This is a genomic window from Paenibacillus sp. TC-CSREp1 (assembly GCF_050171015.1).
In the GTDB taxonomy this organism is placed as follows: Bacteria; Bacillota; Bacilli; order Paenibacillales; family Paenibacillaceae; genus Paenibacillus; species Paenibacillus silvae.
Map to the genome: position 1 here is coordinate 343,044 of NZ_JBNOKM010000004.1, position 11,750 is coordinate 354,793.

Genomic DNA, 11,750 nt, shown 5'->3' on the forward strand with positions numbered 1-11,750 from the left:
CTGTCAATCAAGGGGCTAATGGCTGTTTACAGTGCAGCCTGAGCTGCGATGTGAATCACCATACTGCGCCTTGCGGCATGTCAGATGATTGAATTAGAAGTTCATGACTTTGTTAACCGCTGCAACGATACGCGCAGGGTTAGGCAGCCATGTATCTTCGATTTGTGCAAATGGATATACCGTATCCGGACCAGCTACACGCAGAACCGGTGCTTCCAGATGCAGGATTGCTTTTTCATTGATTTGTGCAATGACTTCAGCAGCAACACCTGCGCTCTTCTGAGCTTCTTGTACAACAATTGCACGGTTTGTTTTCTTAACAGAAGCAACTACCGTATCGATATCGATCGGGCTGATCGTACGAAGGTCGATAACCTCAACTTTGATGCCTTGTTTTTCAAGCTCTTCAGCAGCTTTTACAGAAGTATGAACCATCATACCGTAAGTAATAATCGTAACGTCAGAACCTTCACGAACAACGTTTGCTTTACCAAGCTCAACAACGTAGTCTTCTTCAGGCACTTCTGCACGGAATGCATGGTACAGGTTCAAGTGCTCCATGAAGAATACCGGATCGTTATCACGGATAGAAGCGATCATCAGACCTTTTGCATCATAAGGATTCGAAGGAACTACCACTTTAATACCCGGAGTTTGCGTGAGCAAACCTTCCAGAGAGTCTGTGTGCAATTCTGCCGCTTTAACGCCGCCACCGAATGGTGTACGGAATACGATTGGAGAATTGTATTTGCCGCCAGAGCGGAAACGCATACGAGCTGCTTGAACCACCATTTGGTCAAGGGCTTCGAAGATAAAACCTACGAATTGAATCTCAGCTACCGGACGGAAGCCTTGAATACCCAAACCTACAGCCAGACCGCCGATTGCGGATTCAGCCAGCGGTGTATCAAATACACGCTCTTCACCAAACTCTTTTTGCAAACCTTCCGTTACACGGAAAACGCCGCCTACATTACCTACGTCTTCACCGAAGAGCAGAACGTTAGGATCACGTTTCAGCTCTACGCGAAGCGCATCACGAATTGCTTCTTTCATGTTCAATTGTGCCATTTGCTTCATTTCCTCCTTAAACATTGACAGTTCACATTTGAATTCATACATGTATACCGAGACACCAGTGCAGGTGCCGGATGTTTATGCTTTATCGGAAAAAACTTATTGGAAATCAGCTTTTTGCTCTTCCAAGTGCTTAGGCGTTTGTTCGAACATGCTGTCGATCAGGCCTGAAATAGTCATTTTCTCGGTTTTTTCCGCTTTTTTGATCTCTTCGTTCACTTTTGCTTTTGCTTCTTCTTTTACACGTGCTGTATCTTCTTCAGTCCACAGACCTTTTTTCTCCAGATATTTAGCAAAACGTGCAATTGGATCTTTTACGCTCCACTCAGCCTCTTCTTCTTTTGTACGATACTTGGAAGCATCATCAGAGAGGGAGTGTGGACGGAAACGATAAGTAACAGCTTCGATCAACGTTGCGCCTTCGCCATTACGTCCGCGTTCAGCAGCTTCCTGAACCGCTTTGATAACAGCAAAGATGTCCATACCGTCAACTTTAACACCTTTGATACCTGCTGCTACCGCTTTGTGAGCGATGGACAGAGCTGCTGTTTGTTTAGCAAAAGGAGTTGTGATGGCATAACCGTTGTTTTGTACAAAGAAGATTACAGGCAGTTTATATACACCAGCGTAGTTCAGGCCTTCATAGAAGTCACCTTCGGAAGAACCGCCATCACCTGTGTATGTGATAACTACTTGTTTTTGTTTTTTCAATTTGTAACCCATAGCAATACCCATTGCGTGCAGAATTTGTGCACCAATGATGATTTGCGGCATCAATACGTTAACGCCGTCTGGAATTTGTCCACCATGCTGGTGTCCACGGGAGTACAGGAACGCTTGATAAAGAGGAAGTCCGTGCCACACGAGTTGCGGAATGTCGCGATAGCCTGGAGCGATAAAATCTTCTTTTTCAAGGGCAAACTCACTACCTACCATTGTAGCTTCTTGACCAGATACTGGAGCATAGAAACCAAGACGTCCTTGACGGCCAAGGTTTACTGCACGGTCATCCCAAGTACGGGTAAATACCATGCGATACATAATTTCTTTTAATTGATCGTCGGAAAGCTTAGGCATCATGTCTTTGTTAACAATTTCGCCGTCAGGAGACAGCACGGACAGAGCTTCTACATCCTCCGTGTATACTTCATAAGGAACCTTGCTCATTTTTTTCTTCACCTCAACAAAAAATTTGAATATCAAGTTCCGCTGTTATATTATTATTATACACCTGTTTCACTGCATACGTCAAAGAAATCCGTAATATTTTTATGTTTCCTTTTGGATTGTATGTATAACAGGGGTCTAATATTGGTATAACAGCATAATACATGATTGCGTGTTTGACCCATCCCCGCACCAGGTTAATCTTACCGTATTGCGCGGTCGAATGCAAAAATAACCCGGAAAGGTGACGTTTTATGACGGATTCCCGCTATTTGAAACGGACAATTGTTAAGGAAGAGATTGAAAGCCGTTACCTCGGTGAGAAACGGACCCTTCGCATCTATCTTCCTCCAGGCTACAACGAACTGCTTAGCTACCCTGTGGTGTACTGCCAGGATGGCGAGGAATTTTTTAACTTTGGACGAATCGCCACAACAGCCAACCGCATCATTCTCGATGAAGGTGCCGAACCTTTCATAATAGTAGGGGTTCAAGTGCACGTACCCGTAAGAACTCAGGAGTACGCTCCTTTCGGCAGTCGATTCACAGCCTACACCAAGTGCTTTGCAGAAGAGATTATTCCCTATGTGGAAGAGAAATATCCTGTAAGACGTTCTCCGCAGGAGCGTGTTCTTGCTGGCGATTCGCTTGGCGGCAGTGTTTCACTCCATTTGGCACTGTTGTATCCAGAACTCTTTACCCGCGTAATCAGCATGTCTGGCGCATTCTACTCCGCTTCTCAGGAAATCTATGCTGCGGCTGAGGATCTGTCATGGCTGTCGATCTGGATGATTGTCGGTTTACAGGAAACGGCCTTCGAAGCCGACACTGGAACGTATGATTTTGTACAGCTGAACCGGAATACTCGTGATTTGCTGGAAAAACGCGGGGCTCACGTCTCCTATCAGGAGAAGGACGGGAATCACCAATGGGGCTTCTGGCAAAAGGAACTGCCGGATGCTTTGCTCTACTTTTTGCAAGAATAATACAAGCACGATTCTAACTCATTCATTTGTCAGGCGGCTGCCCAGCCGCTTTTCTTTTTTTGAAAACTTGATTTGATCCCACACCATATTGTTACCGCTTACATTAATGCCCTGAAAAAGAAGCAGGAGCTTCTGAATCATTCTCGTTTCCTTCCTGCTTCTTTGCCATTTCACCAATGTTTGATATCTATAACGAATGCTCTTGCTCAATTCTGTTTAACAACACATCACAGCCAGCATTCACCAGCTCGTACACTTCTTCAAAGTTGCCTGTGTAATAAGGGTCCGGTACTTCTCTCAGCGTTTCATTCGGAAGCAAGTCCATAAATTTAAGGATCTCTGCCTCTTCTCCTCCCGGCAAGCTTCGTACATTATCCGCATTCGAGTTATCCATACATATAATGTAGTCAAATTGAGTAAAATCTTCACTCGCAAATTGTCTCGCTGTCATATTCGCATATGAAATTTGAACCGAATCAAGCAATTTTCGCGTACCTTCATGCGGAGGTTTTCCTATATGCCAGTTGCCTGTTCCCGCCGAATCCACTTGAATCTGATCCGCAAATCCCTTCTGAATGACCTTGTGGCGCATAACCGCTTCCGCCATAGGTGATCTGCAAATGTTACCAAGACATACAAATACAACGTTAATCATGTTAATCCCCCTTGCTTAGAGTCCCTTGAATTGCGGACGGTGTATGCTGCTTGATCAGGTTCTCCGACTTTACGATAGTACTCTCGCCTGCAGCCAATGAGCGGCGCGGCAGCTTCCATTTATAATGCACCGAGCACATCCGGAAAAAGACTACCGTCACGAAACAAATCAGAAGACCAACGTTCGTAGTAAACCAGCCCATACCGATTGCAAACCCGGCTGTCATTGCCCAAACGGCATAGATTTCATCACGCAGCACAAGTGGTTTTCGTCCGGCAAGCAGATCACGAATGATTCCTCCCCCGATGCCCGTCATCACAGCAGCTACAATGACTGCACTGATCGGATGGCCCATGTTAGCTGCGTATAATCCTCCCTGGATCGCAAAGGCAGCCAGTCCAATCGCATCAAATAATGCTTCTGTGCGTTTCCAATGACCTATCCATTTGAGAGGCAATACAAAAGCAACAGCTACCGATACCAACGCAAGCATAATAAGCGTACCCTGACTCCATAGCGTCGTTACTGGCACACCAATAAGCACATTGCGGATAATACCTCCTCCGAATGCTGTCACCAGCCCGAGCACCAGCACACCCAAAATATCATACTCCTCTTCCATTGCCACAAATGCACCAGACATTGCAAACGCGATTGTACCGATAATGCTGAATACTTCAAAAATGTGTAAGTCCAACCTGTTCAAACCTCACTTTTCAAGTCATCTCCATGTCGCTCTCCCCATTGTATCCGCGAGTGTAGAAATTGTGCAACCACATTTTGTCGATTATACTGGTTTTGTGTACAGTTGTATCATTTGTTGTATTGCAACCTACTATAAATGTAAATGGTTTTCCTCTATATAATAAGGAAGGATGAAAATAGAATGGATTATAAACGTATCGTGATTTTTACAGGCGGTTTGCTCGCTAAAGAGTTCCTTCAGGAAATCAAGGCCGATGACATCGTCATCGCGGCTGACCGCGGAGCCCTGTATTTAATCGAACATGGAATTAAACCACATATCGCTGTAGGTGACTTTGATTCTATCTCCGAAGCGGAACGGGAGATCGTCAGCCGTAATAGTGTAGAGTTTATTGCATGTGATCCTGTGCATAAGGACCTTACTGATACAGAAATGGCTTTTGAGACAGCTCTGGATCAGGAGCCTACCCATATTCTCATCTTTGGAGCAACAGGTACACGAATGGACCACACACTTGCGAATGTTCATATTATGGTTCGGGCTATGCAGCATCATATTACATGTGCACTGCAGGACGAGCATAATTATATGACGCTGACCACCTCAAGTGCTGTTGTAGAAAAACGTGGATATACATATGTGTCACTTCTTCCTTTAACGCACGAGGTTACCGGCATATGTCTTGAAGGATTTATGTACCCTTTGGATCAGGCAACCATCCGAATGGGACAGTCCCTGGGGATCAGCAACAAGCTGTTAAGTGATTCTGGCACAGTGACAATAGACAGTGGTCTTCTGTTGATTATCCAAAGCAAAGACTGATTCTTTCGCTCGATTCCCCCCTGAGCCATCTTTAATTATTACGTTTTTGTAACCTATATTTCAGAGATAAAAACATAAACAAACAACAGAATCCCCTTGATAATCAAGGGGATTTTTAATTTCAATCTATTATATCATTCGTCAATGATTAATTTTTTGACATTTTTAATCGTATTTTAATAAACGTAGTAAAACTACTGATCTATCAGCCTTTTTGCTTATGTATCCAATTTCTAGGTTGTTACAAACCTGTTATACTCGCTCTAGCAACTTAACGAAAACGAATTTTGGAGGTAATAACAACATGAAAACAAACTTCTTGATCCAAAAGGCCGTAACCGTCGGGTTGTGCGCTACACTAGGTTTTGGAGCTGTACTAATGACAAATGCACCTGTGGCGCAAGCCGCAACAGCATCTGTATCGACAGGACAACAAATTGTGAACTATGGAAAAAACTTTATGGGAACTCCATATAAATTTGGCGCTTCGACTACAACAACCAAGTACTTTGACTGCTCTTCATTCATGAAATATATTTTCAAAAAGTATGGTGTAGACCTTCCGCGCACGTCCGTAAAACAATCCAAGGAAGGTAAATTTGTCTCAAAAGCGAATCTTCGTGTAGGCGACCTGGTCTTTTTCTCTAGCGGCAGCCGCTCAACCGGTTCGAACATTACCCATGTGGGTGTTTACGCTGGCAACGGACAGATTCTTCATACGTATGGCTCTCCAGGCGTAACGCTGTCGGATCTGAACTCTGGTAATTGGAAAAGAACTTACATTACAGCTCGTCGTGTACTCTAGTACGCCTTTACCTTACAATCAAATAATGATACGTGACCGGGTCATATTGATCCGGTCTTTTCATATTTAACCGAATAACGGAATAGATTTCCTCAAAGTCCCCATTTAGTTCATTGTTTCTGTTTTATATATTTACCCGATATGCTGTTCCGTTCAAACTGGATAATGGTGGATGCTCTCCCTTTAATACAGAGAACCATTACCATTTATTTCATTAACCGTATAACATATATCCAACCCCCCGCACCGTCTGGATCAGCTTCACATCTCTCCCTTTATCAACCTTGCCCCGCAGATGTTTAATATACACGTCTACGACATTTGTATCCATCGCAAAGTCATACCCCCACACCTCACGTAAAATATCACTACGCGTGCAAGCTTCATTCAGATGTGTCGCTAAATATTCCAATAATTCATATTCTTTGGGAGTCAGATTCAGGTACTGCCCCGCACGGCTCACTCTGCGTGAACGAAGATTGATTTTGAGGTCCTGCACAACGATGATTTCCTCCCCATCATACGAAGCACTGGCAAAAAGCCGAAGCAAGCTGCGTATTCTGGCTAACATCACCTTCGGATGCAGCGGTTCCTCCATAACGTCGTTTGCTCCAAAATCAAGCCAGTCAATTACTCGCTGCGGAGAAGCTTCGGGAATAATAACAAGAATGGGGGTCACGTTTCCTTGATTCATCCATTTTCTCAAAGTCATTCTATCCTGTTCGGTCCTCTGTATATCCTCTGTATCCCGATCCACAAGAATGATTAATTGTTCCCGAGCAGCATCTGTTTCTCGCGGCTTATCAATTTCAGACCAGTCAAGCTGCCTCACTTCATAACCCTCTTCTTGCAAAATATGCTCTATACGTTGAGCTGCCTCACCCAAACCTGCTAACATAATCGCTGTTTTCATACATCTCACCCGGCCCGTCTGTTTTCCGCCGCTCTCTGGCATGCATTGTACCGTTAGGATGCCTTAAAAAGAAAAAGTCCATTCCCACCGGGAACAGACTTTAAACCTTCATCACATTGGAGTGTACGTTGAGTTTATTTATTTAGCCAAAATAGCGATGTACCAGAGAACGCGCCTCAGCAGTGTCTTTTGTACCGTGAACAAGAACACGGCCATCCTGAAAAATGACCAATCTATGCTTACCTGTTGTCAATGACACCAGAAAAGGATTGCTCTCCACTTTTCCTTCATCAAGCCGAGTCAGACGATCAGCTGTCTGCTGAAGATCAAGCCGCATGGGCCGCGCAGGACGAATCTGCACCGTGTCTCTGCCGCAAAGTACATCCGTTTTCTCCAGATTGGATGCCGAAAGAAACGGATACGTGGCAGATGGGCCGCATGAAGCACAGTCCTGCTTTTTCGCTCCATCCACATTAATGGATATGTACTCGTTGCGCCACACGTCAAAAGACAACAGCTTTCGTCTAAGAGCCGCTGTGTTGCCACTAAGCAGCTTCATTGCTTCCGCTGTCTGATTCGCCGTTACCATCTGTACCGCTTGAGGAATGATTCCCGACGTATCACAGGTATCTCCGCCAAGAGGCACTTCGCCCAGCAGGCAGTTCAAACAAGGTGTCTCCCCGGGCAAAAACGTATACGTAATCCCGTAGCTGCCGACACAGCCCCCGTAAATCCATGGAATCTGATGCTTCTGAGCCATATCATTAATGAGTAACCTTGTATCAAAATTATCGGTTGCATCCATAATCAGATCGGCCTCCGGGATGAGCTCTTCCAGTTCGTCTACGCGTACATCCATCACCTTGGCTTCAATGTGAACGGTCGAGTTAATCGCAGTTAAACGTTTGACTGCCGCCATGGCTTTGGGCATGCGTTCTATTGCATCCTGCTCAACATAGAGCTGCTGCCGCTGCAGGTTGCTCCATTCCACATAGTCCCGATCGACAATAGTTATCTGTCCAACACCAGAGCGAACCAGCGTTTCGGCAATACCTGTTCCAAGTGCGCCTGCTCCAATAATTAATACCTTGCTGTCCTTTAATTTGGCCTGACCCTCTGGGCCGAGAGGAGCATATCGCTCCTGTCTGGAATAACGATCGCCCTGCTCCGCTTGGTATAACTGTTCTGTCATGTATGAACCATTCCTTCCGCCGGACTGCTTGCTGCCGCATAACGCTTCACCGGGATCATGCCTGCCGTATACGCGAGCCTTCCTGCCTCCACCCCCAGCCGCATCGCTTTCGCCATGCTGACCGGATCAGCAGATCCGGATACCGCCGTGTTCAGGAGTACACCGTCTGCTCCCAGTTCCATGGCATAAGCAGCATCCTTGGGTGAGCGCAGACCTGCATCAACAATGACGGGCACAACGGCCTGCTCAATAATTATCTCCAGATTATATGGATTAATGATGCCTCGGCCCGCACCAATCGGAGAAGCACCCGGCATCACCGCATGAACTCCCAGCAGCTGCAGTCGTTTGGCTAAAATAACGTCGTCCGAAATGTAAGGCAGCACCGTGAAGCCTTTTTCCAGCAAAATGCTGCAAGCCTTGTACGTTTCAAGCGGATCGGGAAGCAGCGTTACTCCGTCTCCGATGACTTCAACTTTTATCATATCACAAAGTCCTGACGCCCGTGCAAGCTCCGCAATCCGCACCGCCTCTTCTGCAGTTGAGGCACCTGCCGTATTTGGCAGGAGTGTATATTTACTTAAATCCAGCGTGTCCAGAAAATGCTGCTTACCCGCCTCCTCCAGATTCAAACGGCGTACCGCAAAGGTCAATATCTCTGTACCCGAGGCATCCACAGCCTGGCTCTGAACTTGCAAATCCGTGAACTTGCCTGTTCCCAGCAGCAGTCTTGAATTAAATTCATATTTTCCGATATGAAGCATATCATCACTCTCCCAAATTTAAATGATTAACTATGCTGCGACCTATCTTAATTTAGCCCCCACCGACAAAATGAACAATTTCGATTCGATCGCCTTCTCTCAGCGCTGTTGTTTCATGATGATCCTTTGTCAAAATGTTACGATTCAGCTCTACAACAACCGTTTTCACTTGCAGGTTAAAGGATTGCAGCAATTTGTCCACCCGATTCAAATCATCATCAATTTCCATCTTCTGTCCGTTCACGATAATGTTCAACGCACAACTTCCTTTCTGTTCAATCGATTAGGCGATAAGGCTTCAATCCCAATATCCTCAGCACTTTTGCCCTCCAGCATGTCTGCAATCCAGCGTCCGGTTACCGCACTGAGCAATATTCCGTTGCGGTAATGCCCATAGGCAGTAAACAAACCAGGCATGTTTTCGCATTCTCCTATATACGGAAGACCATCCGGAGTCGAAGGTCTTACACCTGCCCACGCCCGCAAGAAATGAGCTTCTTTGATGCCAGGAACCCAGCTGCTTGCGCTACTAAGCAATCGTTGCACACTATAGGCTGATACGCTGTGATCTTTTTTCCCGGGCCAGCTCGTAGCCCCGATCCACACCTCTCCATTCGCTTTTGGAACGATGTAGACATCCTCCGCATAAAGCGTGCGATCCGGTTTGTAAGCTGTTTGGTCCGCCGGAAATTGAATCGCAGCTACCTCGCCTTTGACCGGAGTTGAAGGCAGGTTGATACCAGCCTGCTGCAGCAGCGTTTCACCATTCAAGCCAGCGGCTATAATTACGTGTTTACAGGTAACATTTCCCTTCGGGGTAGCAATCCCTTGTACACCAAATTGATTCACTATTAATTGAATATCCTTGACGCCTTCCCATATCCGGGCGCCCATCCTGTGTGCTGACCTCACATAAGCTCTGGTCAACGACACGGGCAGAATTTCACTCTCCAATGATCGGTAATAAGCACCATACGTATCCCGATTAAGCCAGCCTGCTTCTCGCTGCACCGTATTTCTATCCCACCAAAGCTGTTCCGTCAGTGGCAAGACTCTTCGATTTTCCTTATAACGACTTATTTCACTGTATGATCTGAACGGTGTGATGAATCCGCTCTGCCTCAACCCGAGTTCCATGCCCGATAGAGCAGACAATTGATCCTTTTGACTGTGCAGCAATGCTCTGCTTTCAAGAGCAGCCTGAGCAATAACAGGATGAGCAAAATCCTCACTATCCGCAGCCAGCATTCCCGCAGCTGCACAGGAGCTTCCGCTGGCAATCTCGTTTTGCTCGATCAGAAGCACTTCATGTCCTCTTCGTGTCAATTCATAGGCAATAGCACAGCCTATAACGCCTCCGCCAACAATAATGGTTTCTGCATGCTGCATGCCGGATGATACAGATCGCGGGATATTGGCAGTTTCATATGAAGTATCGGATTCATATGTTTCATCCGAGGCATAGCATGCATTCCATCTGGATTGATCATCAGAACCTTGATCCCGTGTGACGGTTCCTCGCTTTTGCATGTGCTCATCTCCTTGATTTTGAAACATTCATATTACTCTTTCTGCAGCCTGTTTTATAAGACGGATCGCATGAGCTGGGTCCTCATGCTGAAATACACTCGAGATCACAGCAGCGCCACGAGCTCCCGCTAACCGCACCGCCTGGATGTTGGATGCCTGGATACCACCAATGGCAATCACAGGAATGTCAACGCCTGAGCATACTTCAGCCAGCACCTCCAACCCCCTGGGCGTTAAGTCAGGCTTGCTTCGGCTTGTATACACATGCCCGAAGAACAGGTAATCTGCACCGTAATCCGCTGCCACACGTGCCTCATTTAAGGAGTGCACCGATACTCCCAAGCGCATCCGTTCCCCCTTATTCACAGCATTTATGCTCACATCCGCCTTCGTCAGCATCTGCTGACTCCAGTGTGCACCCCGGCAAAATTCGCTGGGCACAAACGGATTGGCCCCGTTGATGACTATACGTGAGGATGGAACCCCTGACTCTGTCATGTGGCTGGCCCAGATGAAATGCTGCTGCAGCGAGAGCTGTTTTTCCCGGATATGAATGTAATCCACCCAAGGCCATATCTGCTTGACAACATTCAGTACCGTGGTTCGCTCACCCTTATTGGTAGACACAACATGCAGTTCAAAGGAAGAGTCATCTTGGCAGCATGTCGGGCTGCATGTGTCCATTTGCATTGGAGAGTTAGCGATCAGCGGTTTATTCTTTTCATTACTTTCTGCCGCAAGTTCTGTTTTGTTCACGTTGTCCTTCCTCTCATCGGTTCAGCATAAAGTACGGAAATGGCATAACACAAAAAAGCCACTCCCGTAGGAGTGGCTGCGTATAAACAAAGGTCCAGTTAAATAACGAGCGTGCAGCTAATACCTGTTAAACAGTTAAGTCCATAACCGTTCGGCGGTAACTCATGCCTGCATCACTGTATAGTAAGGTTCCTGTTCGTTCATAAAAGGATCACTTACTGTCATTATGCTGAAACGCGCCACTTCCCTACGCTGGTATGATCCAGATCAGGTGCAAAGGGTCCGGAATCGCATTCTTCCATCTCAGCCGCATCGTGCGGCCCCCCTAGTGTTCATATGAAGTTGAAGTTGTAGCCTATATTACCACAGTCGGATTT

The 11,750-nt window shown here is 46.3% G+C and carries 14 protein-coding genes and 1 riboswitch; of the genes, 3 read left to right on the top strand and 11 right to left on the bottom strand.

The window, feature by feature from the left end; genetic code table 11:
• Positions 1-93: 93 nt before the first annotated feature.
• Together ACQSGY_RS08130 and pdhA are read right to left on the bottom strand one after the other, a co-directional pair.
• Positions 94-1,071 (bottom strand): alpha-ketoacid dehydrogenase subunit beta, encoded by a 978-nt coding sequence (locus ACQSGY_RS08130; RefSeq protein WP_111271698.1) that lies wholly within the window; start codon positions 1,069-1,071, stop codon positions 94-96.
• Between the two features lie 105 nt (positions 1,072-1,176).
• Entirely contained in the window at positions 1,177-2,244 is a 1,068-nt protein-coding gene (gene pdhA, locus ACQSGY_RS08135; RefSeq protein ID WP_145401862.1) for a pyruvate dehydrogenase (acetyl-transferring) E1 component subunit alpha, read from the bottom strand.
• A gap of 254 nt (positions 2,245-2,498) precedes the next feature.
• Here pdhA and ACQSGY_RS08140 point away from each other — a divergent pair, with 254 nt between their 5' ends.
• Positions 2,499-3,230, top strand: a complete 732-nt coding sequence (locus ACQSGY_RS08140) for an alpha/beta hydrolase (RefSeq protein ID WP_111271700.1) — start codon at positions 2,499-2,501, stop codon at positions 3,228-3,230.
• A gap of 18 nt (positions 3,231-3,248) precedes the next feature.
• Here the strand turns inward: ACQSGY_RS08140 and ACQSGY_RS08145 are convergent, their stop codons facing one another.
• From ACQSGY_RS08145 to ACQSGY_RS08155, 3 genes are read right to left on the bottom strand one after another with little or no spacing between them, the layout of a single operon-like run.
• Positions 3,249-3,371 carry a hypothetical protein gene (locus ACQSGY_RS08145; protein WP_427051467.1) on the bottom strand — a complete coding sequence of 41 codons (123 nt, stop codon included), beginning with the start codon at positions 3,369-3,371 and terminating at the stop codon, positions 3,249-3,251.
• A gap of 46 nt (positions 3,372-3,417) precedes the next feature.
• Complete coding sequence (locus tag ACQSGY_RS08150) at positions 3,418-3,885, bottom strand: low molecular weight protein-tyrosine-phosphatase (protein ID WP_145401860.1); 468 nt, start codon at positions 3,883-3,885, stop codon at positions 3,418-3,420.
• A gap of 1 nt (position 3,886) precedes the next feature.
• Entirely contained in the window at positions 3,887-4,582 is a 696-nt protein-coding gene (locus ACQSGY_RS08155) for a trimeric intracellular cation channel family protein (protein ID WP_427051468.1), read from the bottom strand.
• 189 nt (positions 4,583-4,771) lie between these two features.
• Between ACQSGY_RS08155 and ACQSGY_RS08160 the strand changes: the two genes are divergently transcribed.
• Positions 4,772-5,413, top strand: coding sequence for a thiamine diphosphokinase (locus ACQSGY_RS08160; RefSeq protein WP_184184584.1), 642 nt, complete (start codon positions 4,772-4,774; stop codon positions 5,411-5,413).
• A 304-nt stretch (positions 5,414-5,717) separates the two neighbouring features.
• Complete coding sequence (locus ACQSGY_RS08165) at positions 5,718-6,218, top strand: C40 family peptidase (RefSeq protein WP_427051469.1); 501 nt, start codon at positions 5,718-5,720, stop codon at positions 6,216-6,218.
• Between the two features lie 214 nt (positions 6,219-6,432).
• On the opposite strand, the gene ACQSGY_RS08170 is transcribed toward ACQSGY_RS08165, so the two are convergent.
• From ACQSGY_RS08170 to ACQSGY_RS08195, 6 genes are all read right to left on the bottom strand, one after another.
• The gene (locus ACQSGY_RS08170; protein WP_427051470.1) at positions 6,433-7,173 is read right to left on the bottom strand and encodes a winged helix-turn-helix domain-containing protein; all 741 of its coding nucleotides are present in this window, start codon (positions 7,171-7,173) and stop codon (positions 6,433-6,435) included.
• 100 nt (positions 7,174-7,273) lie between these two features.
• Positions 7,274-8,323, bottom strand: a complete 1,050-nt coding sequence (locus ACQSGY_RS08175) for a ThiF family adenylyltransferase (RefSeq protein ID WP_427051471.1) — start codon at positions 8,321-8,323, stop codon at positions 7,274-7,276.
• On the bottom strand, positions 8,320-9,087 hold the full coding sequence (locus tag ACQSGY_RS08180; RefSeq protein ID WP_427051472.1) for a thiazole synthase: 768 nt from the start codon (positions 9,085-9,087) through the stop codon (positions 8,320-8,322). Before ACQSGY_RS08180 ends, ACQSGY_RS08175 begins: the two co-directional genes overlap by 4 nt.
• A 52-nt stretch (positions 9,088-9,139) precedes the next feature.
• Positions 9,140-9,343, bottom strand: a complete 204-nt coding sequence (gene thiS / locus ACQSGY_RS08185) for a sulfur carrier protein ThiS (RefSeq protein ID WP_111271708.1) — start codon at positions 9,341-9,343, stop codon at positions 9,140-9,142.
• Entirely contained in the window at positions 9,340-10,617 is a 1,278-nt protein-coding gene (thiO, locus tag ACQSGY_RS08190) for a glycine oxidase ThiO (RefSeq protein WP_427051473.1), read from the bottom strand. The genes thiS and thiO overlap by 4 nt, the downstream gene beginning before the upstream one ends.
• A 27-nt stretch (positions 10,618-10,644) precedes the next feature.
• Positions 10,645-11,373 carry a thiamine phosphate synthase gene (locus ACQSGY_RS08195; RefSeq protein WP_427051474.1) on the bottom strand — a complete coding sequence of 243 codons (729 nt, stop codon included), beginning with the start codon at positions 11,371-11,373 and terminating at the stop codon, positions 10,645-10,647.
• A 227-nt stretch (positions 11,374-11,600) separates the two neighbouring features.
• Positions 11,601-11,710: riboswitch (TPP riboswitch) on the bottom strand.
• Positions 11,711-11,750: the final 40 nt, after the last annotated feature.